This window comes from Paenibacillus sp. J22P15 (genome assembly GCF_056269345.1).
Genome location: NZ_JBWDNT010000004.1, coordinates 134739 through 160800, shown reverse-complemented (window position 1 = coordinate 160800; position 26062 = coordinate 134739). Strand labels below are relative to the sequence as shown.

Below are 26062 nucleotides of genomic sequence, written 5' to 3'. Positions count from 1 at the left end.
ATCGTCCTGTCCCAACCGAATACGGATAAATCTTAGTGATCACCGTGGTTGCCCTTGGTTGGATTCGTCACGGCAAAGCCTTCTTCAGGCACATAGAAATAATCGATGCGAACGCCGTCTAAGAAAGCATTGTCTTTCTCCAAAATAACGTCGATTCCTTTGTCCGTTAATACAACAATGTCCTTCTCTGTCGGCTCGTCGATTCCCATGCCGTAATGAGCATGATCACCGTGCGAATGAGTAACGTAAATACGCAGCTTTTTTCCTTCGTTTTCAGGCTTGTCCAGCTCTACTTGTAGAACTTTAGCGGCATTTTTTGAAATTCTGCAGTTCATTACTAATCCAGCTCCTCTTATCGTTAGGCCATGCGGCTACATTTATTATTTTATATTATACTTCGTCTCCATCCTACGGGCAAACCATTCAGCAATGCCCATCGTAACCGCAATATCGTCAACTGGCATAAACGGCATTACGTCAGGCAGCACCCAGTAAAGAAACACAGGCACGGAAAAAATCAGCTTGTCCAGAAGCGCAACATCCTTAGAGCGAAGCAGCTGGAAAATACGATAAAACGTGCGTTGCCAATGGCGCAGCGATAGCAATTTTCGCAACAGAATCCCTCCTTTGCTGACCTTTTCCGAATAGTATAGCATAAGCACACCTTTATTAACTACTAGGGGCTCGCGGCCCGCAGCCGCTAAAGACGAAGCGCCTCTAGCAGCAGCGGTTGCAGCTCCACATAAATTTGATCAAAATTGCTCATCGGCAGCGGATTTTCACCATGTCCTGCTTCCACCGTGAATCCCGGCCTGCGGAACTGCTGAATAAACCAATCCTTATAGCCCGCGTCGCTGCCCGACAGCTTCACAGCTTCATAGCCGCTCACCTGTGCAAGCTTTTTTGCAAGCTGCTCTGCCTCTGCTGGCTCATAATCACGATAATTCCAATAAATTTCCCGTCCCTGTGTATGCAATGCCACAACCGCTTCGAATCCTAGTGTCTCCGTAAAATGAGCCATGGCACTCGCCTCTGGTTCACTGAGTGGATACGGGCCTGGATAGTCACGCGGACCAGGTCCCTCGACCCCTCTGCGCTTGCATTCCTCTTCCCAGAAAGCAGGAAACTGATCGTTTAGATCAACGCCTCTTATGTTCGCCTTCCATCCGCTGAACTGATTGGAGCCTCCATTCCATTCCAATAACTGTCTATAATAAGGATGTGACGGCAAAGCTCCATACTGTGCAAGCTCTACACCGTCAGGGTTAACCATTGGCACAGCCCATAAAGTCACTTCTCTGCAGAGATCCGCCACTTGCTGACCGCCGACTCGCTCACCGTTGCAATACGCTGCTGACAAATCTGCCACGAAGCGCATAAGCAGCGCTGAGGTTATCCATTCATTCGCATGAAATGAGCCGTTCATATGAATAAGACGAGGACCGTTGCCGCATCGAAGTGCTAACAATCGCTTGCCCATCACACTTTCTCCAATAACATGTGCAGACAAAAAAGGATATCTGACGGTTAGCTGCCTTACACCCTCCACTAAATCGAGATAACTATAATTTTGTAAGGAGTACATCATCCTCGCCTCCAGCTGCCTAGATTTGTTCCTATCATGCTATGCACAGTCATCCATGTCCTATGTTGAAATCAACAAAAAGAAGCTAGGCTCACTTAACGCCCGGCTTCTTTTTATACGCTCATATCTCTTAAATTATAGTCGGAATTTGCCATACAACAGGCGTAAGCTCAATTTGCTTCCCTAACCATTGCTTCGTAATAGACTGAAACATACTTGAATCACCGCTGCAAAAAAATTGATGCACCGGTTCCTTCTCGCCAAGTGAAATCTTATCGATCTCCTGTAAAATCATTCTAATCTCGCGGGTCGTCTCGTCTGCTGAACTGATGAGATTAACACTCTGCCCCATCACCTCGGATATCGTTTCTGCAAGAAACGGATAATGCGTGCAGCCGAGTATTAGCGTATCCATCGGAAAACGTCGCAAATGACCAATGGAGCTTTTCACCGTCCGATACGTTTCAAGGGAACGGAAATTCCCCTTCTCTACTAGCGGAACAAACTTTGGGCATGCTTCACTGATAACCCGCACATGCGGTGCCAGCTTCCTCAAGGCCTGTTCGTATGCACCGCTCTTGATCGTGCCCTCCGTGCCGATAACACCAACATAGCCCGTGACAGTAAGGCCAATAGCGGCCCTTGCGCCGGGATCAATGACACCAACTACAGGAATAGCAACTCTGGAGCGGATGTCTTCAAGCCCTGCAGCTGTTGCCGTGTTACACGCTATAACAATCATTTTCGGATTAAACTGTATTAAGTAATCGACAATCTCCCTCGTAAACTGTATCACTTCTTCTGAAGAACGCGGGCCGTAAGGTGTGCGCGCCGTGTCTCCAAAGTAAAGGATTTTCTCACGCGGCAGTTGGCGCATTACTTCCTTGGCAACGGTGAGGCCTCCAACGCCTGAATCCAGTATTGCAATCGGTTGCTGCACAAACACACCGCTTTCCTAAACATAGTGTAATGAATAGAGACAAAATAGCATATGAATACAGGCACAAAAACGTACCTACATCTTATCGACTAATTGGACAAGACTTTTCAAAGAGCTATGTTACAAAAGGATCGTCAATGACTGTGCAGCGCAGCATTACGGTCCTTTTTTCGGCTGAAGGTTTAGCAATGTGCTTCTTTAACGACAATAAGGCAAACGACAGGAGCCTAGCCTTAGCTCCAATCGTTTGCCTTTCTCGCTCCATGCTGCTCATCTATATTAAGGGTGTTCCGCCTTACAATATGGTTTAAAGCTCCTTTGATGCGGCAGCTTCCGTTTCACCAGCTTCAATTGCGCTAGCCGCTTGATCATTTCCTTCTTCCGATACAGATGCAATAGCTTCTATTTCTGTTTCTTCCGTTCCCTTCGCGCGTCCTCTTACAGTGCTTACAACGTTGCTCGCCACTTGTTTTGTTCGATCAGCAATTTGTATCGCTTGACCGCCGATTTGTTTGGCAATGCGACCTGTTGTGTCGCCAACTTGGCCTGCAACCTTTACCGTCGTTTCACTGACCTTCTGCGCTCCGACCGAAATATCCTGACGTAATTCCTTGCCCGGCTTCGGCGCTAGCAACAATGCAGCAATTGAGCCGACCACACCTCCAGCTAATGCGCCAAGAAAAAATCCTTTTGTCTGTTTACGTGTTGACATTTTTTTGCTCCTTTCATGTTTAGCGTGCTCCTCGTCTATTGCACTTTGACCTAAGATTCCGATTCGAATACCGGCTTATGTTCATCTTCGCTAGTCGATGCTGCCTTTCGGCTAGTTTGCCACATCTGCCATGCCGTCATCCCAAGCTCCGCCCATTCAAGCGCTTCACCGACCTGCCGCTTCGTCTCGCTCCGCTTCGTATGCTGCTCAACTGACTCCGACAGTATGGACGTTACGCGCTCAACGGTCGATGTCGTATGTGCAATCGCTCCTCCTACCTGCCCTGCCGCCTCAAACAGCTTGCTCGATGCTTGCAATTGACGATGTACGGCGCGAATCGCCTCCTCGGTCGGCTGCACAAGCCCGCCAAGCTCCAAAGACAACTTGTGCAAATCCTGCCGCATCGCCTCCGCTTCAGCCTGCACTCGGTCTAGCCTGCTGAGTGCCGAACGCAAGGCTATGAGTATACCTGCAACAAGAATGACGAATGCTCCAGCAGCTATCGCCGCGCTCCACATCATGACCATGCCTGTATTCCTCCTCCTCAATCAAATTGCAGGACCATACGTATAGGTTCCTAGACGAATGCCCACTTGCGTAATGACAGTATAAGCAGCATGGGCTTGTCATGACACAACTGAAATAAAAATCATCTAGAGGCCATACATAACAAAAAAGGCTGCCTCCGCACATCTTCTCAGATCTGCCAAGACAACCTATAGATTCATTTCCTTCATTCATTAACCGATATGATAACTGCACTTGCCTCCGCCCTTGGCCAAACATTCCGTTCGTTCTACAGGAACATCAAGCAAGGATTTAAACAAGGAAAGCTCGCATTTGCAAGCTTGCAGGTATTTGCCGGCAACTTGCGCGATCGGACAATTATACTCATACAGCATATAGCTGCCATCACTCTGCGCTTCCACTTCCGCCATATAGCCGCCCGCGTTCTGGATCGCAGCAAGCTCGTTCACCTTCTGCTCCAAACTCTTACCCGCCATACGCGGTTCATAACGTTCGAACATCTTCTTCTTGCGTCCATCAAACATCCGATCAATTAGCGCTGCGGTTTCCGGGTCTTCAGCCAACTCATCAAGCAAGTCGAGTGTAAGCAAATGATAATTTTTTGGAAAAAGCTCATCTGCCTCAGCCGTTAGCTCATAAGCATGGAGCGGTCTGCCCATCGCCTGACGTACGGATACGATATTGACGCTGCCTTCGTTCTCCAGTGCATACATATGCCGCCTGATCGCCATCTCCGTTAATCCAAGCTCATCTGACAAAGCGCCAGCATTCATTCTACCGCCTGTTTTCAGCAGCATCAGTATGCGCTCGCGTGTAGAGTGATCCCTTCCCGAAGCAGCCGTTATATCTACTGCATCTGCCGTTTTCATCCGCTTCAACCCTTCACCACCTTTGCAGGCTTGATAGCGTCATTGTAACGTATTTTTAGTTTTTCGTAAATCAAGTGTAAATAAGGTTAACAACCCTACAATTCGCGTTCCAAATAATCTTCAATGGCTTGCTTGAAAGCAGGCATCAGTGTAGAAAGCTTAAGGGTGAGCGGATGAAGCTCTGTTCTCTGCCAGACATAATAATCCTGCACCAAAGGCTTCCGAAGCCTCACAAGCTCTATCAGTGTAGCCTGCATGTCCGACGGAAATGCACCCGCTTCGCCCGTAATTTCAATGATGTCCTCATAACTGCTCGCATCCCGCAAAATAAACCCATCGATCAAGAAACTTCCAACATCTGTTACCGTTTCAATAGCCAGATGCAGCGCTCTCTCCTGCGCCAAACCTTCCAACAGAGTGGCCTGCCAATTAGCGGCAAGCGAATCCAACGCCGAAGAGATTTCAGTAATCGAATCCAGCCTGACGGCAATTTGTTCACGATTTACATAATACATCAGTCAGTCGCCCGCTTTCAGCCTTGTTTCTTTTTTTTCGCCTTCCGTTTAAGCCATGCCACCATAATAATGCTGCTAAAAATGATGACCAGTAAATATGTCAATATTTCATATACATCTCTCATGTCACTCATAAATCTTCATCCTGCCTCTCAGCTTTCAAAATCAACGCTGACGGAAGCTTCGCGAACTTGCATCATATGCTCAATTACCTTTTTATGTACAGGATGCACTTGGTAAACCTCCAGCGCCTCCAATGATTCGAATTTCGTAATAAGAGCAATATCGTACGAACGCTCAGAATGCACAACGTCAATTCCAACTTCAATTGACTTCAGCACTTCGATTTTGCCTTCCATATCTCTAAGCACCTGAGCGGTACGTGCTACGCTCTCTTCACTGCCATCTTTTAATTTAAAAAAAACGATATGAGTAAGCATTATTTAGTTCCTCCTTTGAATTCGGCGAATAACTTTTGTCTTTTTGTCACATAATAACCTATGCAGTCGCATTACGGCAATCTTTAACACGAAGGGGATCGGTACGTTATGCGCTATCCGGTTACAATTGTTGCAACATTATTTGGACTTGCTATCAGCTTGTTTAACTCGACGGGATATGATCCGCACAATCTTATCTTCTTCATGTTCAGCATTCCCGCATGGGTCGTTGATTTATTTGTAGACGTGCACGAGGTAAACGTGCTGCTCATGTATGCACTTACCGTTATTACATGGGCGCTGCTCGGCTTCGTCGCCGATGTGCTTATTGCACGCGGCCGTGAAAAAGAGCATCAATCTCGTTCAGCACGATAGCCTTATTTTAGGCAAAAAGGAGCCTTTCGGCTCCTTTCTCATTTTTACAGCACATGAATCGGTTAAACCTTAGGCTGCTTCTACAACTAAAGTAGATTCCATCGTCGTGTGTCCTTGACCGCATGGAATGGAACAATAGATCTTGTAAGTTCCTGGCTCTTTAAATTCCAAGTCAGTTTCTGGGTGATCGTTATCCAAAGCTACTTGAAGCTCGTCAATATGTACCCCGTGAATACCGCTTTTATTCGAAAGCTTAAGTCTAACTTTGTCTCCAACCTTAACTTTGTACTCTTTTTGATCAAATACGAAATCATTCGATGCTACAACCTTCAGTAAAGTCATACCCTCTGGCAACGAGGCAGACTCATCAACCGGCTTAGCTGGCAGTGCGAATGTGAGCAAATATAAGCCCAACAAAGACGCCGCTGCAAATAAAGTAAACATAACCCACTTATGCATTGCTATGTGCTCCCCTTTGCGTTCATAATGTCTACCTCTTATATTACATAAGATCGTCCGAAGTTCTCAACCTTAAACTACGGAAAGCTGAAAAGTTTTTTTGTTATTTTGACAAAACCATGAACAATTCCATAATTAGCTAGACAAATACTGTTTTAGCACTCGTTCGGACTCGGCCTTCACAAAACCCCACAGCATAAAAAAACGATGATGGTACCCTCTGCATACATATTCTGCGTGCAGTCCGTCCGCTTCGCGTTTCTCCTCATACACTTTTATGCCCGTCTCCCGAAATTTCCTCCTAATCCCAGCGAGATCAAGCAGTACCCGATCCTGCATGCCGCGCATCATCGATTCGTAAAACCGCGGGAGCTTAATAGCCGAAGTACCTATTACACGTATATCATGATCCAAAATCCGCATGACAATGCCAAGCAGCACATATCGTTTCACCAGCATAAGCTCTTCCTCAGTCTGAATCGGCGGATGACCAGCTGTTCTGACTTTTCCGCGAGCTTCTTCCTCTTTAGCGGCCATTGCCACCCCTCCATAATAAGAACATTTGTTCTTATTATAGCGAGGAGTGAGGATTTGATGCAAGTTTATTTACTTTTTCCTAAAAGTTAACTTTTATTCCTGCACTTCTCGATTTCTTGCAAACCTACCACCCTGTTTCAATAGGATAAACATATTTAAAACAATTTCCCCCAACTCATCTGCATTCCCTGTATAATACATAATGCATAAAAGGTGCGGCGTATAAAGCCATATTACGAATGAGGGTGACAGGCATGCAGATTTTTTTGAAACTTAGCCTAAAACTGCTTCGTTTAAACAATTACTTTATTGTTTTCCTCACATTATTACTTGTATTTGTCAGCGCTACGATCGCATTCCTGCTTGAACCAAGCACCTTTGGCAATTGGTTTAATTCGTTATGGTGGGTGATGACAACGATCGCTACAGTGGGCTACGGCGATTATTTTCCCAAAACGGTACCTGGTAAGGTGCTTGCCATGCTGCTGTACGTATTCGGAATCGGCCTGCTGAGCTTATTGATTGGAAAAATTATCGATTCCATAGCTGAACTTCAGCGGAGAAGAGAAGGTGGAAAATTGAAGTTCCAAGGTCAGGACCATATTATCGTCATTAATTGGAGTAAAAAAGCGCAGCTAGCCGTTGAGGATTTACTAGACTCGAATACGGAGATGTCCATAATTATTATTGATATTAGTGCGAAGCATCCCTTCGATCATCCTCGGGTGCATTTCGTAAGCGGTGATCCTACCTCTGCTGAAGTACTTGAACAGGCAAATGTGCATGCGGCTCGTTCTGCGATTATTTTTGCTGATCCATCTATCGAAGACACCTCGCTCATCGATGGCAAATCGCTGCTCATCGCTTCTAGTATTGAACAGATTGCTCCCGCAGTCCATACAACAGTTGAGATCATGCTTGAGAAGCATATTCTTAATTTCCGACACGTACAAGTAAATGATTTTATATTATCGCATGATGCTGTTTCTAGGCTGGCTGTAAGATCTGCTTTAAAGGAAGGCAATGTAGATATCTTCATGCAGCTGCTCAGCCGAAAATATGGCGAAGACGTATTTGAGATCACCATAGATCCAAGCTGGTCAACCTATGGGGATGCCTTCCATGCGCTTCTGCGCAAAGGGGCTACACTGATTGCTGACCGCACCGACATGGGCATTAACCGCAGGCTCGAAGCACCTATTCCAGCCGCTGCTCGTTTATTCGTTATTTCGAATGACGAGACCATCGCTAAGATTAGATCTGAAAGGCGGTAATTATATTGAATCTCTCGCTAATCTACATGGAATGGTCTGAGCCATTTCAGCGCGTAGAGCGAACCATTACGGAAGCTGCTGTAACTCGTGAAGATATATTTGTTCGCAAGCTCGTTAATGCAACTATTTTCCGCAACGGTTTGTATGAGCATACAGCCAACGAGTGCGAGAACGGCAAACATCATCATATTTATGCAAAGCCCTATAATGAACATGATGATACGGTATACGGGCAAGCCATCCGAGCTGCGCTGTTCGAGTATGTCACCGTCTCTCCTTATATGGAAGTCGAATATTTACTTTGGAACGGTTACCGTTTCAATCCGTGCACACTCGCTCAGCAAGCACCGGCCAGTCCTCTGGAATTTGCTGCGCTTCTGCTTGATCATTACATTGTGAGTGAACAGAGCACCTACGAGACGATTTACACGATTTATGATATGGATCGCAGCAAGATCGTCGTTTTTTTGAAAGGAGTGAACCTGTAAATGTCCGATGAGAACGTATTTGCAGCCAGAACAGACTTGAAAGATATGACTTCGGCAGCAAGTGCCAAATTAAAAGCTAAAGGTCAAAAGGCACTCACCTTTGCTTTGATGCTAACCGTACCCGTCGCTTTAAGCGGCTGTAATACGACAAGTTCAAGAGATTGCGTGGACTACGACAATGACAACTATTGCGACGATGACGGATCGAGAAGCAGCGGCGCATTTATTTCAAAAGGAACATCGAGTAAAAAATCATCAAGCTACAAATCCAGCTCCAGCTCTTCGAAAGGCTTCGGAAGCTCTGGCATTAGCAGCAGCGGAGGGTAAGGTAATATGCAGCGTGTCATCCCTCTCCACATGACTCACGAAAAACTGTTTCAGGGAGAACTGGCTCAGCGTATTCCCTATCATCGGATCGACGGCAAGCAATACTGCCTCCCTTCCGTAATCGGATACACCGAAGCACAATTTGCGGAGCTTCAATCCGCCTCTGAGCAAGTGGATCTCATTTACTCAAAATCGCTGCGGTTTGCGCAGCAGCATTTATCGGATGATTTTTTCAGAGTACAGCTCGGCATTCATCCCGCTCTCATCCAAGCCGCGCGTATCACAACGCCCTCGCATGGAGTATCTAGACAAGATTGGATCGTAACCGCGCACGGTATGAAATGTATCGAAAATAATACGGACACGCCGACCGGAATTCCAGAGACGGCTTTTCTAGGCAATGCGATCATCAGTCGACATACGGCTCATCGCTCCGCCTCTGAACGAATGGATGATGCGCTAAAGGACGCTTTCGAGAGGCTTATCCGCCATTATCGCAGCCAAGGCTTAACAGGTACGATTGCTTGTACCTGCTATGATTGGCATACGGAGGATAAAAGCAATACAGAATATGTGCTGAATGTGATTCGTAAGCTTGGTTATTCCGTTATCTTTGTTCCGCTCGACCAGCTCGAGATTGTAGAGGGAGATGGCTTATACGGCGGCGGCGAGCGCATCGATATTTTGTACCGCCTCTATCCGCTTGAATATTTAATTAATGATACAGAAGCAGATACTGGCCTTGCAGTCGGCGAAGCGCTCATCGAGCTTGTATTAAATGGACAGCTTGCACTCATCAATCCTCCGCAGAGCATCATTACGCAAAGTAAAGGGTATTTAGCGCTCATTTGGGCGTTATATGAAAGGAATAATGAATCGTCAGATGTGCTTGGCAGCCCGCTCTTTAAGGAGTCGGAGCTTGAGGTTATCCGCAAGTACCTTCTTCCGACCTATTTTGAGAATACGGTGTTCGTGCAGCAGCAAATTCCTTATGTCGCCAAAAGCTACTGGGGGCGCGAGGGCAAAGGAACGTCTCTCTACACAGGTGACGGTACACTGGAGACGGAAGAATGGGGAGCTATAGAGGGTGCGGTAGAAGCCGAAGAAACGAAACAGTACTACAGCTCCCAGCCAAAAATCTATCAGCAGCGCTGTACGATGGAAGAAGTCGAAGTACATACCGAGGCAGGACTATTCCATGGCAGCTTACTAACCGGTGCTTATGTCATCGGCGGCAGCTTCGCCGGCCTCCTCCCTCGCGTTGGCTCCAAAATCACAGGGGATTTAGCTTACTACTGCCCGGCCGCTATTGTTGAATAGGTATGGATTTGATGCAGCAATGCAACAAAACTTTGAAGCGGATTCACAAAACTTTAGCGTATGCTTTCGGAGCGAGTTTTGCTTCACAAAACTTTGAGCGTATGCTTTCGGAGCTAGTTTTGCTTCACAAAACTTTGAGCGTATGCTTTCGAAGTGAGTTTTGCTTCACAAAACTTTGAGGAGGGTCAATCATGGATGAATTTTTAAATAATGCCGCTAATGTTGGAATCGGCCTCGTTCTCCTGCTTGTCATTTTAGGCGCAGGTGCATTTATATTCAGCAAATTAACTCGTTATAATGACGGTGAGGAAATTAGTAAAGGCAATCAAGCTGCAGGCATGTATATGGGCAGCAAGCTGCTGGGATTATGTATCATCGTAGCCATGGTTTCATATAGTTCAGATTCATGGGTAACCATGCTGATCTGGTCAGCTATTGGCATAGGCATTCTTTGCCTCGTTTATGTTGTATTCGATTTTCTTACACCGCGCTTTAAAGTATGCGAGCAAATTGCCCAAGGAAATTTAGCTGTTGCTCAGCTTCTGCGCTCCGTCATCATTGGTGTATCCATCGTAATCGGCACGTTCCTGATGTAACAACAGCTATTCAAATGATGAGGGAAAAGGGTAATCATCCAGCAGCGATATCTGCTTGGTGGTTACCCTTTTTTGCCTAGTTTAACTTTACGAGCTGACTCCTTCGCTTCGCCAAAATCACGCTGTAAGCACCTATTTGCGCTTACAGGCAGGTAACCGGGGTTACTTTATCGCTGTAAGAGCAGATACGTGCTTACAGCGACTTTACGAGGTCACGCCTACGCCAAAATCACGCTGTAAGCACCTATTTGCGCTTACAGGCAGGTAACTCGGGTTACTTTGTTGCTGTAAGAGCGTATGCGTGCTTACAGCGACTTTTCGAGCTGACTCCTACGCCAAGATCACGCTGAAAGCACCTATTTGCGCTTACAGGCAGGTAACTGGGGTTACTTTGCCGCTGTAAGAGCGTATGCGTGCTTACAGCGACTTTGCGAGCTAAATCCTACGCCATAATCACGCTGTAAGCACCTATTGGCGCTTACAGACCAGTAACGTTCGCATTCCAAAACCTGCTGCAATCGTTGAGGAATAATAGCTTGCGGCAATAGAGAACACTACATATTACACCCACAACAGGCATTTCACCAAAGACAGCTAACCAGCCTCACACAAAGCCGGTAACTCCTTATAAATACAAAAGGAACCATCGCTGTAATTCGCGTGATTCCTTCGGTGTTTCTTATTCAGCTTTGCTTGCTTCTCCTGCAATGTTGGCGTACGTTTGATTGTTGGGTTGACACCCTGCCAGCTTCCGCGCATTATATCCGGTGTTATGAGTCCTTGCTGCGCCAGCTTTTGTCTTGCCTTTCTTGACTTGCTCATAGACATTATTAATACCCTCCCAAAAAGTTATGTGCTGCTCACTCCCATCTAGTATACGATGAAAATGTCCTTTGTGAAAGTTATTGCTGTACTTGTGAATGTACAAATTCCTTACGCAGCATGGAGAAGACAATGAGCTTAATGAAATTTCCATTCTCTAACTCAAACTCCCTAAGTTTACTGTCTTCTTTAAAGCCAAGCTTAGACAGCAATCCGATCGAAGCCGTATTAAATGGATCGACCTTCGCCTCTATACAATGCAAATTCATGCTATTGAAGCCAAATGCGATAATCGGAGCGGCCACTTCACTCATGATCCCTCTGCGCCAGTAGCTCGGACATAAATCATAACCTAAATCGGTTCGCGCATGTTCCTTCAAATAATGTAAAAAACCGCAGGTTCCAATTACTTTCCCCGTACACTTCTCCTCGATGAGCCATCTAATCCCGATTTGTTGAGCAAAAATCTCCGAATGCCAATTCATTTCCTGCCTTGCTTCATCCTCATCTGAGAAAGGCAATAGCGGCGTATATTGTACGACTGAATTCTTCGAATAAAGCTCGAATAAATCCAGCACATCCCTTTCCTCAGTCTTGCGCAAAATAAACCGTTCAGTTTCCATTCGCGGAAACGTTTGAAATGAAAATGCCGAATCCATCTATTCACCCCCATATTGATTCATACATACCGGAAAAATTCATAATCCTTTCCGTTCATCATAAGCTTGTAAAATGAGTTTTGTGTGAGCACTCGCTATTTATTCATATCCGCGAGAGGAGAATGATCCATGCTAAATCCAAATTTGAACCGCCGTGAAGAAGCCTGCTTCTTCACAACAAATGATCCCAGGATAGATACGTTCATCTATCCTTTGCCTGAAACCTGGTGGAGCCGTCCATATGAATATGAATGGTGCCGATCACTCATATCGCCAAATGATATCGTACTAGACGCGGCCTGCGGCATTCCTCACCCGTTAAAGTTCTATTTAGGAGGCCTTTGCAAAGAGACGCATGCTTGCGATCTCGATGCCCGCATTATCGCATGGGAAATGATCGAGAAGGAAATTGCTCAGGTTATCGGACAGCAGGAGCTTCAGTCAATACTTGCACATCAAGGCTGGTCAAAGGTCCAATATGCTCACGCAAGTATTACTGACCTTCCCTATGAAGACAATCATTTTGACATTATCTTCTGCATTTCCGTCCTCGAGCATCTGAGACATGTGGATCAGGATCTAAGCTTAAAAGAATTCGCAAGAACCGTAAAGCCTGGAGGCAGAATTGCACTCACCTTCGACTACCCGACAGTTGACTTGCAGCAGTTGAAGCGAGCCGCGGAATCTGCGGGGTTAACTTTCGCAAGTGAGTTTGAAGAAACGCCTAGCTCCAATGCCATTAGTTCAACTTTATGGGGCAAATTGTATTGCTACCGAGCGCTGTTGCACAAGCCAAAGTGATTAGTCAATCACAACGTTCATTTACATACCAAACCGAGCAGAACGGCTATTGCTATAGCCGTTCTGCTCGGTTGTTTTCGTACACCGTCGTTCGGTTCCTGCCCTCCGTTTTGGAGCGATAGAGCGCTTGATCTGCCTTTTCAATAATTTCCTTAGCATCCGATTCGCGCCCATTCGCTACAGAAATACCAATAGACACGTAGATCGGACTGCCAGTCGGACTCGCACCTACAGCAATCGCCTCTCTTAGCCGCTCAGCCATTTGAGTTGCCGTAGTAATACTCCCTAGCTTAACCAAAATGCCAAATTCCTCGCCGCCATAGCGGAAGCTAACATCATGACTTCTGAAAAGAGCTTTTAATTGTGATGCTGTATAGATAAGGACTTCATCCCCGATAAGATGTCCATGCAGATCATTAATTTTTTTGAAGTGGTCAACATCCAGTAAAATCAACGCAAATGGAATATCATCGGCAATCCATTCCGCAATAGTTAAGTCAAATGTTTTCCTATTCGCTAATCCCGTAAGCCCATCCAATCGAATCTCCTTATTCAATAAATTAAAATGGTTATTTATACTCTGATTGAGCTGTCTCACTTCATAGATATAAGAGTTCGTTTTCGGCATTTTGGAGCGTATCGCCTTTGTAGATACAATAGCTTCCTCCGAGAAGGCTGCTAATTCAAAAAGCGGTTTGGATATTAAATAAGAAACATACCACGCCAATATCAAAATCACGATGAAAAGCGGAAGTGATTGAAGAAATATTTTCCATATCAGATCATTTAACGGCTTGTTTATAATGGAAATAGGGGTTTGAGCTACAATCGCCCATCCCGTTATAGGCTCGTAAGCGTAGCCCGCAAAAAAACGATCCTCTCGTGAATTAACAATCACCTGTGATCCGCTTTGTCCTGCTAGCGCTTTATTAATGACCTCATTAGTCGTAATTTTCTCTAAAATCCGATCTTCATTTGGGTGAGAAATAATACGGCCCTGCTTATCCGCTACATAGACATACGAGCCGTTTCCGTAAAAATGCTCGTTTAGCAATTTGCTTATAGCATTGACCTCGTCCAGGACGATTGTTCCAGCTACAAAACCAATATACTCTTTACTGTCATCGAATATAGGTGAAGATACGAGTATTAGCAATTGATTTGTAGCTGGGGCTATATAGGGTTCAGAAATAAGGGGCCGCTGCTGATCAACTGCTTGTTTGATTGCGAATGAGGTAAGAACGGTTCCGAGTGCGACCCCGCCACTGTTGAAGCTGGTCGCTGTCACTTTACGATTTGAATCCACAATAAGCAAGGAATTGAAATATTGTTCATTCGCATCAAACCAGCTATTCAGTTCCTTTTGTGATAACATTTCTTTCCCTGCTCTTGCAGCAATGGCATCTATATTGTTTCGAACAATACACAGCAATTCATTCGTATTGGAAGATAGTTTTTTTGCATATTGATAGTTGCTCTCTAAGTAACCAGATGTTAGTGAAGCCTTGTTTGCCGTCCATGCAAAATAACCGCCGATAAGGGCGGTTAATATAACAGAGCCTATTACGAACAATCCTAATACGAAGCGAAGTTTTAAGCCTTTGCGTACAGCCACCATGTTTCCTTCTCTCGTTGCCAAAGTACAGCCTTATTCTAGCCTAAACGGACAAGAAAATAAATAGCCTTTCATTTGTAATGTTTGCAGCCCAGCGCATTGCAGACACCGCATCAGGCTACAAAATATGCTTTAACGCTTCTTTTTGGCTGAGCGGCGAGAGCGATGTTTGTTCTACAAACCGACGGACGCAGCTGGCATCTGTTTTTGCATACTCCCGCAGAGCCCAGCCAATTGCCTTTCGTATAAAAAAATCACTTTCATCCTTCGTAAGGCGTATGTAGTGAAATAATCGTTCTGTATCGGTATTATGCTTATATTTTAGCTGAAATAATAAAGCCGACCTTCGCAGCCACATATGATCCGACATAATCCATCGCTCCGTATAATCTGCTATCAATTCCGGGTATTTCGAAAGCTGATAGCCAACCAAATGGGCCGCCAGAAAATCAACCGTATCCCACCATGAGTGGGTTGTCACCCAACGCTCTAGCCTGTCGATATGTGCAGGCGACGCCTCTTTGCTGTATTTTTCAAGCAAACCCATCGCAACGTAATGAAACTCGCGCTCTTCCAGCTGCCATAGCTGTTCTGCTGTTTGCAGCAGCTCCTCGCCTTTAGGCTTTTCATTTTGCCGCCAAAACTCGCGCAGCAGTTGTGTCCTATCTGGCGTTTTAATGCCCAGAAATACAAATTGACCGCGCATATACGCCTCCATCGGACCTGCCGTCTCCGGATTGGCGTGCTCCCGGAACTTCGCTTCCAATGCCTCTGCAATTTTAGTCATCCAACAACTGCTCCTTTTCTTTGAACCATAACATAAAGCAGCCCCGCCATCAACGACGGTCAGGGCTGCTTTGTAACTGCGATATATAGATTCGATTATGATGCTTCGTCATGCAAATATCTGAAGAACGGCTTATCCACCCAAAATTGAATTGGCGTAACAACAACATTTGGATCAATTGCTTTAAAGCCTGCTACCACCTTGGCAGAATCTTCATTAAGTGAAAAAGGATTTACAGTATAAGGACTGTCCGCATCCGTAATAAAGTTGTTCGTAATAATTTCGTAATCCTTCAGTTCCGTTTGTGAATAGTAAAGCGGCTGCCACCATGATTCAATAATCAGACCTGCTTGACCATCCTTATCTTTCTTTGCATAAGCTAGAATGACATCTTGGAAAGCAGCTTTATCCGCCGCATTAGCAAATTCGAATTCAAGATCATACTCTTTTGCATAATTAATATAATTTCCATTTGCAATTTTCACCACATTCGGTCCTGGAGTACCCCATTCTGCTAGAAAAATAAATGCAGATGTTTTGGGCTCGAATTGTACCTTAGCGTTTAGTCCTTCACTGCGAAGCAAGCCAATAAGCTGAATCGCGTGATTAAAATCAGAATGTCCGTAAATTAGCGATAAGGAATCGACGAAATTAGCATTGAAACGGGAATCCTTAATGTTGTAGCCCGTAATCAAATTTTGCTCCAACGCTGTATTAACAAGCTTTTGCAAGTTCGGCGCATCAATAATATCGGAAGTTTCGTATGCATTGCTTAGCTTTGCATAAATATCGTTGTCGTTAACATAACCGATGTATTTCTTATAAAGTCCTTTTGTGATAAGCACTTTACCTAGAAGCGTGTGGATCAATTGATCGCTTGCTGCATTTTTCGGCTTAAAGTTAGCATGAAATTCAACTGGCAGCAAACCTGTATCTACCGCTGCTGCTACCTCTTGCGCGCCTTTGGTACCAAGCGAGCTGCTTTTTACATTTAGCTTCGTCAAAACTTTGTTTACCTTAGCAGCTGGATATGTATAGGCAAGCTCCTTCAAGTCTGCTGCTCTTACAGCAATCGCAATTGCTACAGAGCTTGTAAGCACTTGATCGCCTTGAATGGCGGGGCCGGACAAAATACCTTTCTCATACAAAGCAGCTGCAGCTGCATACAGCTCGCTCTCAGCTGAGACGTCCGAGAATGTTACAGCTTTGCCCGATGGCTCATAGCTAAGAACAGTTGCTACCGCTTGAATGAATTCGCCTTTTGTAACCTTAGCCGGGAGACTAACATCAAACTTTTCTTTCAAAAACTGCTTATACTGTGCTGCACCATCTTCCTGTGATACCGCAGTTGCAGAAGATGCCGCAAATGCAGCTGATTGCGTGAAAATGATAGAGAAGGACAAGAGGAGTGCTACTAGCAGTTTGGTATATGCTTTGGTATGTTTCATTAACATTGCCTCCATTTTTAATTCCGACATATTTAATCGGGAATAAGTAATGTTCCATAGTATACCAACATAAAATTATATATGTCAATAAATATATTTTATTACTATACAAATATTTACCTTAACCGAGTTATTGCTCCGATGCTCATTATTAAAAAAAGACTGCCCGTCGGCAGCCTTAATCTTGAGTCCGCTATAGATCTTCAAATCCAACAACTGAAAAAATAACAGCGCTGACGACTGCAATATGAATAATTGAGAAAACAACTTGAACAGAAACAACATTTAAATCTTTTCTAGACAATTTAGGGCTGCTCCGTAATTTATATATAGAAAATCCAATTATGCCAGTTACAAGAAGTGATTGTACTAACCATTTTGAAACCGTAATAAAAGCTGGAGTATTATTTACAACCGGAGTTAAAAACCACTGAAATGGCTCGAATAACAATGCTGCCAAAATGAGAATCCATGCCATCAAATGAATCGGCAAAGCTAATAAAATATGGTTACGAATAGCAGTTCTCCTCCTACCTATTGTTCACATATTTCATAGACGCAGCCGCATAGAAAAAAGTTACTTATTTAGTATGTAGGATTATGTGCACTTTCAGTCCAATGATTAGCCCTCGTAATATGAATATCATAACTCATGATTTTTCATCTCCCTTTTGATAAACCAAAAAAATGACTAGCGACATAAATACCATATATAATATATTTTACCATATAAAAGACACGCATGATCAAAGATAATCGAACATTTAAATAAAAAAATAGGAGCTGCTGCCGTAGCAACCTGCTCCTATTGTTAAACAAAAGTAATATGTTAGCTAAATGAAGCAGCAACAAGAGGGAATTCATGTCGTCGTCTATTTTCTCGCTCATGCATTTATTTGCTTTCTTGCTGTAGTGCCCTCATCCGATTATTTCTTGCATTGTGTTCTACCTCTGCGAGTCCCAGCTTCTCCATCAATGGTGGTATGTACATTCCGAATCTCCCGCGCAAACCTTTTTTCAAGCCATACCAACCGCCGATAGGATTTTCAGGTGAACGTCCCCAAGCTTCAACTGTACCCTCCTTAACAGGCTTCTGTTCATCAGCGCTGCCGAGCTCTATCCAGTCACCGTGTTCTTTAAGCATCGCGCTTAAGTCTTCAATGCAACGATAGTCATAATGCAACACTGTTTTGCCTACCGTGCAAACTATGATTTCTTTCCCATCCTTTTCGCCCTTAAACATTTCATATTCAGATGTTTGAGGAGGCGTTTTTAATTTCCATGGGTTCTCTTTGGTACCCTCTGCTATCGACATACAATTCCGCTCCTTTTGCTTTATACTCAAATTTTCTTAGACAAATTACCATGAATCCTTATTGACCATAACCTGTTCCCTATTACTTTGTTCCAAATCGAATCGCTCTCAAGTACAACATACTCGGCTGGTCGCTCCGTGTCAAACTGAGAACTCATTCTTTCATAGGCTTCTGTGTCCGCTTGGCCTATGAGGTTAGTTTGTCATCTATCCATTCAGCATAATGGGCTATACTGGTTTTCATTTTAAGCAACGCCTTAACTGTCTGAATACAAATTGTCATCATCTGCAATGCTTTGAATGTCCTCCGAGCTGATGCTAATGTAAACGTAACCCTCTGCATGCTGCTTTTTTAACGCTTTTTCTTTAAAAAACTTTGGACTGCCCTCGCCAGCATCTTCATCGTAAACGAGCAAAATGCCGTCCGTCTTGCGAAACAACAGCTCGTCCCTCGCCGTAAACTGCCAGATCCCATTATACGGTTGGTTGCTGACTGAGGCATAATAGTCGACTCCTTTTAATACCTGCTGATAAAATTCCTTTTTATCATCCTTCCACTTTTCTTCCGGATTACTGTACGCCGAAATAATAGATAGCCTCAACTGAGGATAAATTTCTTTCAGCGCGATAACGACCTCACAAGCCCACAAATCCACCCCATACTGTCCCGGGGTAATGACCCATTCAAGCCCATCCTCAATAAGCGGAACCAGCTTGTTCGTCAGCACTTTTTTTATATAAACAATGCCTTCATGCTTCTGATTAAAAATATTAAGCTCATGAGCGCGATAGCCCGTTACGAGTAAATTTTTCATTTGTCCAACGCCTTTTCGGATAATTATAGTTTACATCTCTCCAGTGTATGCTATAGTAGAAAAAATACAAATTGAATATTGACCTATTTATTCACTAGGGGGGCCTAACGGCTGAGATGGAGCATATGCTCTGGACCCTTGGAACCTGATCTGGATCATTCCAGCGGAGGGAAGTGGAGCAGCAGCATTCATTCATGCGCGCAAGCCTTGTTTGTTCGTTAGACCCGCTCATTTCCCCTCGGAAATGGGTGGGTCTTTATTTGTTTACTGGGGGAATGTGTATTACCGCTATATTATCACTTCATCACGTAAGCTATTCTTTCAATACGCATACGGATAAGCCTATTTTGTCTAATTTATCGCTGCAAGCTCGTTCAGGAGAATTCGTCTCCATCATTGGTGCGAGCGGTTCGGGCAAAAGCACCCTCTTTAAGCTTATGGCTGGATTACTCCAGCCGAGCCAAGGTGAAATCAGGCTGCATGGCAAGCCTGCCGCGAATCGGCTAGGCAAGGTTGCCTACATGCCGCAAAAGGACCTGCTCCTGCCATGGAGAACTGTGCTCGATAATTGCTTGCTCCCGCTTGAGCTGGCAAGAGGCGCAAAGCCTTATAGCACAGGTGAAATCATGGAGCTGCTTGTACGCTTCGGACTCGCAGGATATGAACATGCGTATCCTGACGAACTATCGGGAGGCATGCGTCAGCGAGCTGCGTTTCTAAGAACACTCGCAACGGGTCAAGAGCTGCTGCTGCTGGATGAGCCGTTCGGCGCGCTAGATGCAATGACCAAACGCGGCATGCATAAGTGGCTGCTGGATTTATGGGGCGGCTTAGGTAAAACAGTTCTCTTCATCACACATGATTTAGAAGAAGCTATTTTGCTAAGTGATCGCATTTATTTATTGACGGCTGACAAAGCGCACACCGTTCAAGAAATTGTCGTCGAGCTGCCGAGGCCACGACATTATGAGCAGAATTATGAACCCGATTTTGTAAAGCTGCGACAAGATTTGGAGCGAAGGCTGCATGAGCAAACTTCTTTTTAAACGATGGCTGAATCATTATGGACTCTTTATACTACTGCTCGCCAGCTTGCTGATCGTGTGGCAATGGATCGTACATCTTGGCTTAGTTCCTTCTTACATACTGCCGTCTCCCACTGCCATCAGCCGAGCCTTAATAGAAGACAGCCGTCTTCTACTAGGCGAACACCTGCGGACAACTTTGAAGGAAGTCGCAATCGGATTCCTACTATCGGTTGTGGGCGGAATTGCTCTAGCAGCAGGAATGCACACGTTCCGCACGCTAGAGAAGGCGATCTACCCATTCGTCGTCATCAGTCAGACGATTCCTCTTATCGCCCTGTCGCCAATCTTCATCATGTGGTTCGGCTATACGATTTGGAGCAAGGTTGCTGTCGTATTTCTGACATCCTTCTTTCCTATCGTTGTCAACACTTATGACGGGCTAGCGAAAAGTGACAAGGAATATCGGGAGCTGCTGCTAACGATGGGGGCGACACGCTGGGATATTTTTCGCAAAATACAAATTCCGATCGCCCTGCCCTCCTTCTTCTCGGGACTGAAATTATCTATCGTCTATTGTGTTGTCGGCGCTACGATTGGCGAGTGGCTTGGGGGCAGTGCAGGTCTTGGCTACTATAGCCGCCGAATGTCCAGCAATTTGAACGCTGATTCTATGTTTGCAGCTGTTTTTCTGTTATCCCTGATCGGCATCTTGTTATTCGGTGCCATCGTGCTTTTGGAGAAAACGATACTAAAGAGAAGAGGAATCAAGAAATGAAGATCAATACAAACATCAAATGGTTTATTCCAATGCTGTCCATTCTACTGCTCGTAATTAGCGGTTGCAGCGGTAATGCAAATGTAAATTCTAATGAAACCAGCTCTCCTACACCGGATCAGAAGCCTCAGCAAATTAGCATCATGCTCGACTGGTATCCAAATGCAGTGCATTCCTTCCTTTATGCAGCTCAGAAGAACGGCTATTTCGAGAAGCACGGCCTGGATGTTAACATTCAAATGCCTGCTGATACGAATGACGCTTTGAAACTTGTGGCGGCTGGCAAGGTCGACTTAGCGCTCAGCTACCAGCCACAGGTGCTCATGGCTCGCGGCGAAGCTATTCCTGTTAAATCGATTGCTGCCATCGTCAGACATCCTCTTAATCATCTGATGGTTCCTGAAGGCGGAAGCTACAAATCGCCCAAGGATCTCGTCGGTAAAAAGGTGGGCTACTCTTCAATTCCACTATACGAAGCGATGATGCGGACGATGATCAAGGATGACGGCGGAGATCCGCAAAATGTAAATATGATAGACGTCGGTTTTTCCTTTATTCCCGCTATCGCCACCAATAAGGTTGATGCAATCATTGGCGGATTTATAAATCATGAGCAACTGCTGCTAGCTAAGGAAGGGCATCCGATGAAGGCAATTAACCCTACTGATTTTGGCGTGCCAGATTATTACGAGCTTGTACTCGTTGCAAGCGAGCAAGGAGTTGCTGAAAAACAAGAGTTGTTCAAAAAATTTATGGCCGCCATTACAGAAGGCCAGCAATTTGTCGCATCGAATACAGAGCAATCCTTGTCCATCTTATTCGAGCACGAGGATCAAACCTCCCCTCTCGACAAGGAAATCGAAACGAAGAGCTTAGACATCCTGCTGCCGCTTATGGACGCGGGTGAACAATCCTTTGGTTATCAAGATCCTGCATCATGGTCCAATGTGCGAGATTGGTTAATAGAGAATGAACTTCTGCCAGCGAATATTAAGGCTGAGGATGCTTTTTCAAATTTGTAAGTAAGACTGATCTTTTGAAGGAGATACGTCGATGAAACGATATCAAGCACTGACGATTGCAGGCTCGGATTCCGGGGGAGGCGCAGGCATTCAAGCTGATTTAAAAACCTTTCAGGAGCTCGGCACCTACGGAATGTCCGTTATCACAGCAGTGACTGCTCAGAATACACTTGGTGTGCAAGGTGTCTATCCGATGGAGGCTGAAGCGATTAGAAGGCAGCTGAATTCCATTGGCGAAGATTTGGAACCCTCTGCTGTTAAGACTGGCATGTTGTTTAGCGTAGAAATAATCGAGATCGTAGCCGCAAAAATAAAACAATATCAATGGAAAAATCTCATCATTGACCCTGTAATGATTGCCAAAGGCGGCTCGCCCTTGCTACAGCAGGAAGCCGTTCAAACACTGATTAAGCATTTGCTGCCGCTCGCGCTTGTTGTTACTCCAAATATTCCAGAAGCTGAGCTGCTCGCAGGTATGCCAATAAGTACGCTCAGTGACCGTGAGGAAGCTGCGCGGATATTAAAGCAAATGGGCTCGCGTTATGTTGTCATAAAAGGCGGCCATGATATAAGCGGAGATCGTCTTGTTGATCTAATCTATGATGGTGAGCGCTTCGTCTATTTGGAAAGCGATCGTATTGCTACTAAGCATACGCATGGCACTGGTTGCACGTTCTCTGCTGCTATTACCGCAGAGGTCGCTCAAGGGAAATCCGTTCATGATGCGATTAGAACAGCCAAATGCTTCATTCAAGCAGCTATTGAAGACCAAATCGGGATCGGCGGCGGGCATGGTCCAACCAATCATTTTGCTTATAAGCAAAGGCAGCTCTCACGAAGATGACTGCTGATCTTATACCGAATGCCTGACAATAGGTCGATTGGAAATATAGATCTAAAATATAGATCTATACTCACCAAATCAGCGCTTTTGGCAAAAATAGGACTAGATGCTAGACTTAATGTGGCCCAAAACCCACCCGATGGCTTTTTATTCGTCATTCCAGTAAATATAGATCTAAATTATAGATCTATTCTCACCAAACCAGCGCTTTAGATGAAAATAGGTCTAGAAGATAGACTTAATATCACTCACAACCTACCTATTGACTCACAATAAAAGCGTTCCAACAAAAAAATGGCGGTGCAAGGATTTCCCCTTGCACCGCCATTTTTCAATTACTGCTCCATATATCTTTTACCAATCATAAACATTTTAAGAAGATAGCTTTTACTTTTCCTCCTGCTCCATCTGCAGCAAGAAGGGCTCATTCACATTGTTCATACGGCTATATTCAGCTTGTGATGCGCCTGGAGCTGCAAGAGCTCGTACCGGAGTAACACCAAAGTTCGTTAACGCTGACGCTATTGTGCAAAGCAGCACTGACATACATATCGCATTTTTAATCATCATCGGTTCACCCATTCTCTAGTATCTCTTACTTAAGTATAGACAAAAAGAGAATAATTGAAATAGACTCTGGGCAGGATATTACCTAGACCTTAGACGGGCAACCAAGGGGACATCTACCATAGATGTCTCTTTTGTCCTAGTCTCAGGTACAAGCAAAAATTAACGATTATCCACTTTCTCTGGATATAAATCATGGTTCATGAGCCGATGCTCCGCCATTTGCTCGTACTTTGTACCAGGCTGCCCCCAATTGCAATAAGGGTCGATGGAAATGCCGCCGCGTGGTGTAAACTTACCCCAAACCTCAATATAGCGGGGATTCATCAGTGCAATAAGATCATTCATAATGATATTCATGCAATCCTCGTGGAAATCACCATGGTTCCGGAAGCTGAATAAGTATAGCTTCAGCGACTTGCTCTCTACCATTTTTTGAGCGGGAATGTATGAGATATAGATAGTTGCAAAATCCGGCTGTCCTGTCATTGGACAAAGACTCGTAAATTCCGGACAATTAAATTTCACAAAATAATCCCGATTCGGATGCTTATTATCAAAGGCCTCCAAAATTTCCGGTGCATAGTTAAACAAATATTGCGTTCCTTGATTGCCGAGCAGCGTCACACCGTTCAGCTCCTCTTTGTTTCTTCCTTCCATGCTCGTTTCCACCTTTCTTACTTTAATTATATTTCAGACACCCTTTTTATTCCCCCATACCCATGTATGAAGCTGCGGGAGAACGTGCACCCGCTTTAAATCAGCGTTTGGCATAACCTTCTCAATCAGCCACTCATAACGCTCTACCAAATATGGAAGCATAAGCTTCGGCTCCGTTTCCTGCAAGTTGCTATTGCCCGCTTGCAAATAAAACGGAACCATCGGGTAGCGTAAGTGAACATAGGTCGCATACTCCAAATCCTCATCATCAAAAACGACGATCTTCAAACTAAAGCTAGTTGACTTGCTTTTCAAATTGGATACGATTTCGTCGAGTTTGGACCAGTCGGTCTTCATACCTGAGCTCGGTGGTTTAGGTGATAAAGTCAGCTCATCAATTGACCAAAACCAATCCTGCCAGCGACTGCCTTGTGTCTCTAGCGCAACGCTGATGCTTTGTTTATGAAGCTCATTCACTAATACGTCCAGCTGAGTGAGCAGCGCGGGATTACCGCCCGAAATCGTTACATGCTCAAACGTTTTTCCGCCGATTCCTTTAAGTTCATCTATAATTTCATTTGCCGTCAGCATTCGTATCTCTTCTTTGCCGCTGCCATCCCAAGTAAATGCCGAATCACACCAAGAGCAGCTATAATCGCAGCCCGCAGTACGAACGAACATCGTTTTGCGGCCAATGACCATGCCTTCTCCCTGAACGGTCGGTCCAAACACTTCCATAACAGGAATTCGTTTGTTATCTGGCATTGTTAGACCTCCATCCGCTTCGGACGATAGATACAGTAGCTCGTCGGCGTTTCTCGGAGATATACTTGAACACACTGAGGCCGATTTACAGTGCCATCTAAATAGCGTTGCACGATGTCGGCAATTGTTCGTGCCACCACTTCAGTCGTAGGAAAACGGTCGGGCAATACATTACTGAAGCTTTCTTCGTCATCATTAAGTAAAGAATGATCGAAACGATCATGAATCAACCGTTTAATTATCGCGAAATTGACAAGAAAGCCTGATTCATCAAGCTCATCTCCCACAACCGTCACATTGGCATAGTACGTATGACCATGAATCTCTCGACATTTACCAGCTTCCTCAGCGGGAACAAAGTGTGCCGCCGCAAAATGAAAATCTTTGTTGAGTTCATAACAATAGCTATGCTGCACTACTGGATAAATCTGCTGCATCATCATTGCTTCACCTTGAGCAGATAATCATCCAGCCCATTCCTACGAAGCTGACAAGCCGGACACTCTCCGCAGCCATCCGCCATTATGCCGTTATAGCAAGTTAACGTCCGTGTACGTACAAATTCGAATGCACCAAGCTCCGCTGCAAGCTCCCATGTTTCAGCTTTATTCAGCCACATCAGAGGTGTATCGATTACAAACGGGTAATCCATCGATAAGTTCAACGTCACATTCAACGACTTCACGAAGATATCCCGGCAATCGGGGTACCCGCTAAAGTCCGTTTCGCATACGCCTGTTACGATATGTTTCGCGCCAAGCTGCTTTGCCAGCACCGCTGCAAAAGTTAGAAATAAAAGATTACGTCCATCGACGAAGGTGGTTGGAAGCTCCCCTTCTTTTTGCTCGATCGCGATCTCTTCTCTTGTGAGCGCATTAGGAGCTAATTGATTAAGTAGAGACATATCCAGTATGTGATGCTTAATCTTTAGTTCCTTGGCAATATCCGCTGCACATTCGAGCTCAAGCTTATGCCTCTGCCCATAGTTGAAAGTAACGGCCTCTACTTCCGAGAATCGCTCCATTGCCCAAAATAAACATGTCGTGCTGTCCTGACCGCCGCTGAACACAACGACTGCTTTTTCCTTTTTCATGCTGCATCTCCCTCTCTTAGTTGAGAAGATCGAGATCGCTTGTCATCCTTCATATGTAGATAAAAAACCAAAGAAACGGCG

Annotated in this window: 35 protein-coding genes and 1 riboswitch; of the genes, 11 read left to right on the top strand and 24 right to left on the bottom strand. The window is 44.9% G+C overall.

Translation table 11 applies throughout. The features are described from left to right. Nucleotides 1–32: 32 nt before the first annotated feature. The 9 genes from AC0YN6_RS11790 to AC0YN6_RS11750 form a co-directional block, all read right to left on the bottom strand. A complete protein-coding gene (locus AC0YN6_RS11790) occupies nucleotides 33–335 on the bottom strand; it encodes an iron-sulfur cluster assembly accessory protein (protein ID WP_475747041.1) in 303 nt (100 codons plus the stop codon). 45 nt (nucleotides 336–380) lie between these two features. After that, nucleotides 381–620: a hypothetical protein gene (locus AC0YN6_RS11785; protein ID WP_475747470.1), complete on the bottom strand. Its 240-nt coding sequence runs from the start codon at nucleotides 618–620 to the stop codon at nucleotides 381–383. Nucleotides 621–700: 80 nt separating this feature from the next. Beyond that, nucleotides 701–1588 (bottom strand): M14 family metallopeptidase, encoded by an 888-nt coding sequence (locus tag AC0YN6_RS11780; protein WP_475747040.1) that lies wholly within the window; start codon nucleotides 1586–1588, stop codon nucleotides 701–703. A 127-nt stretch (nucleotides 1589–1715) separates the two neighbouring features. After that, the gene (gene racE / locus AC0YN6_RS11775; protein ID WP_475747039.1) at nucleotides 1716–2525 is read right to left on the bottom strand and encodes a glutamate racemase; all 810 of its coding nucleotides are present in this window, start codon (nucleotides 2523–2525) and stop codon (nucleotides 1716–1718) included. A gap of 307 nt (nucleotides 2526–2832) precedes the next feature. Further along, nucleotides 2833–3237, bottom strand: coding sequence for a YtxH domain-containing protein (locus tag AC0YN6_RS11770; RefSeq protein ID WP_475747038.1), 405 nt, complete (start codon nucleotides 3235–3237; stop codon nucleotides 2833–2835). Between the two features lie 50 nt (nucleotides 3238–3287). After that, nucleotides 3288–3764: a DUF948 domain-containing protein gene (locus AC0YN6_RS11765; RefSeq protein WP_475747037.1), complete on the bottom strand. Its 477-nt coding sequence runs from the start codon at nucleotides 3762–3764 to the stop codon at nucleotides 3288–3290. Nucleotides 3765–3977: 213 nt separating this feature from the next. After that, the gene (locus AC0YN6_RS11760) at nucleotides 3978–4634 is read right to left on the bottom strand and encodes a helix-turn-helix transcriptional regulator (RefSeq protein WP_475747468.1); all 657 of its coding nucleotides are present in this window, start codon (nucleotides 4632–4634) and stop codon (nucleotides 3978–3980) included. A gap of 95 nt (nucleotides 4635–4729) precedes the next feature. Then, the gene (locus AC0YN6_RS11755) at nucleotides 4730–5149 is read right to left on the bottom strand and encodes a DUF86 domain-containing protein (protein ID WP_475747036.1); all 420 of its coding nucleotides are present in this window, start codon (nucleotides 5147–5149) and stop codon (nucleotides 4730–4732) included. Nucleotides 5150–5301: 152 nt separating this feature from the next. After that, nucleotides 5302–5589: a Dabb family protein gene (locus AC0YN6_RS11750; protein ID WP_475747035.1), complete on the bottom strand. Its 288-nt coding sequence runs from the start codon at nucleotides 5587–5589 to the stop codon at nucleotides 5302–5304. A gap of 108 nt (nucleotides 5590–5697) precedes the next feature. On the opposite strand from AC0YN6_RS11750, the gene AC0YN6_RS11745 reads away from it, so the two are divergent. Then, the gene (locus tag AC0YN6_RS11745) at nucleotides 5698–5964 is read left to right on the top strand and encodes a hypothetical protein (RefSeq protein ID WP_475747034.1); all 267 of its coding nucleotides are present in this window, start codon (nucleotides 5698–5700) and stop codon (nucleotides 5962–5964) included. Between the two features lie 69 nt (nucleotides 5965–6033). Here the strand turns inward: AC0YN6_RS11745 and AC0YN6_RS11740 are convergent, their stop codons facing one another. Both AC0YN6_RS11740 and AC0YN6_RS11735 read right to left on the bottom strand, forming a co-directional pair. Then, complete coding sequence (locus AC0YN6_RS11740) at nucleotides 6034–6423, bottom strand: cupredoxin domain-containing protein (protein ID WP_475747033.1); 390 nt, start codon at nucleotides 6421–6423, stop codon at nucleotides 6034–6036. A 135-nt stretch (nucleotides 6424–6558) separates the two neighbouring features. Next, nucleotides 6559–6960 carry a YhjD family protein gene (locus tag AC0YN6_RS11735; RefSeq protein WP_475747032.1) on the bottom strand — a complete coding sequence of 134 codons (402 nt, stop codon included), beginning with the start codon at nucleotides 6958–6960 and terminating at the stop codon, nucleotides 6559–6561. Nucleotides 6961–7214: 254 nt separating this feature from the next. Here AC0YN6_RS11735 and AC0YN6_RS11730 point away from each other — a divergent pair, with 254 nt between their 5' ends. The 5 genes from AC0YN6_RS11730 (at nucleotide 7215) to AC0YN6_RS11710 (ending at nucleotide 10965) form a co-directional block, all read left to right on the top strand. After that, a complete protein-coding gene (locus AC0YN6_RS11730) occupies nucleotides 7215–8234 on the top strand; it encodes a potassium channel family protein (protein WP_475747031.1) in 1020 nt (339 codons plus the stop codon). A 5-nt stretch (nucleotides 8235–8239) separates the two neighbouring features. Continuing rightward, complete coding sequence (locus AC0YN6_RS11725) at nucleotides 8240–8722, top strand: hypothetical protein (RefSeq protein WP_475747030.1); 483 nt, start codon at nucleotides 8240–8242, stop codon at nucleotides 8720–8722. Beyond that, nucleotides 8723–9049, top strand: coding sequence for a hypothetical protein (locus AC0YN6_RS11720; protein ID WP_475747029.1), 327 nt, complete (start codon nucleotides 8723–8725; stop codon nucleotides 9047–9049). A gap of 6 nt (nucleotides 9050–9055) precedes the next feature. Further along, nucleotides 9056–10369 carry a glutathionylspermidine synthase family protein gene (locus tag AC0YN6_RS11715; protein WP_475747028.1) on the top strand — a complete coding sequence of 438 codons (1314 nt, stop codon included), beginning with the start codon at nucleotides 9056–9058 and terminating at the stop codon, nucleotides 10367–10369. Nucleotides 10370–10560: 191 nt separating this feature from the next. Continuing rightward, nucleotides 10561–10965, top strand: coding sequence for a DUF350 domain-containing protein (locus AC0YN6_RS11710; RefSeq protein WP_475747027.1), 405 nt, complete (start codon nucleotides 10561–10563; stop codon nucleotides 10963–10965). A 594-nt stretch (nucleotides 10966–11559) separates the two neighbouring features. On the opposite strand, the gene AC0YN6_RS11705 is transcribed toward AC0YN6_RS11710, so the two are convergent. Then, nucleotides 11560–11793, bottom strand: a complete 234-nt coding sequence (locus AC0YN6_RS11705; RefSeq protein ID WP_475747026.1) for a hypothetical protein — start codon at nucleotides 11791–11793, stop codon at nucleotides 11560–11562. Between the two features lie 74 nt (nucleotides 11794–11867). Continuing rightward, on the bottom strand, nucleotides 11868–12446 hold the full coding sequence (locus AC0YN6_RS11700) for a GNAT family N-acetyltransferase (RefSeq protein ID WP_475747025.1): 579 nt from the start codon (nucleotides 12444–12446) through the stop codon (nucleotides 11868–11870). 129 nt (nucleotides 12447–12575) lie between these two features. On the opposite strand from AC0YN6_RS11700, the gene AC0YN6_RS11695 reads away from it, so the two are divergent. After that, entirely contained in the window at nucleotides 12576–13247 is a 672-nt protein-coding gene (locus AC0YN6_RS11695; protein ID WP_475747024.1) for a class I SAM-dependent methyltransferase, read from the top strand. Between the two features lie 52 nt (nucleotides 13248–13299). Here the strand turns inward: AC0YN6_RS11695 and AC0YN6_RS11690 are convergent, their stop codons facing one another. The 6 genes from AC0YN6_RS11690 to AC0YN6_RS11665 all read right to left on the bottom strand — a co-directional run bounded on the left by AC0YN6_RS11690 (nucleotide 13300) and on the right by AC0YN6_RS11665 (nucleotide 19227). Beyond that, the gene (locus AC0YN6_RS11690; RefSeq protein ID WP_475747023.1) at nucleotides 13300–14865 is read right to left on the bottom strand and encodes a sensor domain-containing diguanylate cyclase; all 1566 of its coding nucleotides are present in this window, start codon (nucleotides 14863–14865) and stop codon (nucleotides 13300–13302) included. A gap of 115 nt (nucleotides 14866–14980) precedes the next feature. After that, complete coding sequence (locus tag AC0YN6_RS11685) at nucleotides 14981–15649, bottom strand: DNA alkylation repair protein (RefSeq protein WP_475747022.1); 669 nt, start codon at nucleotides 15647–15649, stop codon at nucleotides 14981–14983. A 95-nt stretch (nucleotides 15650–15744) separates the two neighbouring features. Continuing rightward, nucleotides 15745–17097, bottom strand: coding sequence for a hypothetical protein (locus AC0YN6_RS11680; protein ID WP_475747021.1), 1353 nt, complete (start codon nucleotides 17095–17097; stop codon nucleotides 15745–15747). Nucleotides 17098–17290: 193 nt separating this feature from the next. Further along, a complete protein-coding gene (locus AC0YN6_RS11675; RefSeq protein ID WP_475747020.1) occupies nucleotides 17291–17557 on the bottom strand; it encodes a hypothetical protein in 267 nt (88 codons plus the stop codon). Between the two features lie 432 nt (nucleotides 17558–17989). Further along, nucleotides 17990–18412 (bottom strand): DUF6855 family protein, encoded by a 423-nt coding sequence (locus tag AC0YN6_RS11670; RefSeq protein ID WP_475747019.1) that lies wholly within the window; start codon nucleotides 18410–18412, stop codon nucleotides 17990–17992. Between the two features lie 257 nt (nucleotides 18413–18669). Beyond that, nucleotides 18670–19227 carry an SLOG family protein gene (locus AC0YN6_RS11665; protein ID WP_475747018.1) on the bottom strand — a complete coding sequence of 186 codons (558 nt, stop codon included), beginning with the start codon at nucleotides 19225–19227 and terminating at the stop codon, nucleotides 18670–18672. A gap of 86 nt (nucleotides 19228–19313) precedes the next feature. Next, a riboswitch (TPP riboswitch) is annotated at nucleotides 19314–19416 on the top strand. Here AC0YN6_RS11665 and AC0YN6_RS11660 point away from each other — a divergent pair. The 4 genes from AC0YN6_RS11660 (at nucleotide 19401) to thiD (ending at nucleotide 22896) form a co-directional block, all read left to right on the top strand. After that, nucleotides 19401–20273, top strand: a complete 873-nt coding sequence (locus AC0YN6_RS11660; protein WP_475747017.1) for an ABC transporter ATP-binding protein — start codon at nucleotides 19401–19403, stop codon at nucleotides 20271–20273. Its footprint overlaps the riboswitch before it by 16 nt. Then, complete coding sequence (locus AC0YN6_RS11655) at nucleotides 20254–21030, top strand: ABC transporter permease (RefSeq protein ID WP_475747016.1); 777 nt, start codon at nucleotides 20254–20256, stop codon at nucleotides 21028–21030. The genes AC0YN6_RS11660 and AC0YN6_RS11655 overlap by 20 nt, the downstream gene beginning before the upstream one ends. Next, nucleotides 21027–22052: an ABC transporter substrate-binding protein gene (locus AC0YN6_RS11650; protein ID WP_475747015.1), complete on the top strand. Its 1026-nt coding sequence runs from the start codon at nucleotides 21027–21029 to the stop codon at nucleotides 22050–22052. Before AC0YN6_RS11655 ends, AC0YN6_RS11650 begins: the two co-directional genes overlap by 4 nt. A 31-nt stretch (nucleotides 22053–22083) precedes the next feature. After that, complete coding sequence (thiD, locus tag AC0YN6_RS11645) at nucleotides 22084–22896, top strand: bifunctional hydroxymethylpyrimidine kinase/phosphomethylpyrimidine kinase (RefSeq protein WP_475747014.1); 813 nt, start codon at nucleotides 22084–22086, stop codon at nucleotides 22894–22896. 387 nt (nucleotides 22897–23283) lie between these two features. On the opposite strand, the gene AC0YN6_RS11640 is transcribed toward thiD, so the two are convergent. From AC0YN6_RS11640 to queC, 5 genes are all read right to left on the bottom strand, one after another. Continuing rightward, complete coding sequence (locus AC0YN6_RS11640) at nucleotides 23284–23478, bottom strand: hypothetical protein (protein ID WP_475747013.1); 195 nt, start codon at nucleotides 23476–23478, stop codon at nucleotides 23284–23286. A gap of 147 nt (nucleotides 23479–23625) precedes the next feature. Further along, the gene (gene queF / locus AC0YN6_RS11635; protein ID WP_475747012.1) at nucleotides 23626–24123 is read right to left on the bottom strand and encodes a preQ(1) synthase; all 498 of its coding nucleotides are present in this window, start codon (nucleotides 24121–24123) and stop codon (nucleotides 23626–23628) included. 33 nt (nucleotides 24124–24156) lie between these two features. Next, entirely contained in the window at nucleotides 24157–24888 is a 732-nt protein-coding gene (gene queE / locus AC0YN6_RS11630) for a 7-carboxy-7-deazaguanine synthase QueE (RefSeq protein WP_475747011.1), read from the bottom strand. A gap of 2 nt (nucleotides 24889–24890) precedes the next feature. Next, complete coding sequence (gene queD, locus AC0YN6_RS11625; protein ID WP_475747466.1) at nucleotides 24891–25328, bottom strand: 6-carboxytetrahydropterin synthase QueD; 438 nt, start codon at nucleotides 25326–25328, stop codon at nucleotides 24891–24893. Further along, nucleotides 25328–25981 (bottom strand): 7-cyano-7-deazaguanine synthase QueC, encoded by a 654-nt coding sequence (gene queC, locus AC0YN6_RS11620; protein WP_475747010.1) that lies wholly within the window; start codon nucleotides 25979–25981, stop codon nucleotides 25328–25330. Before queC ends, queD begins: the two co-directional genes overlap by 1 nt. Nucleotides 25982–26062 lie beyond the last annotated feature (81 nt).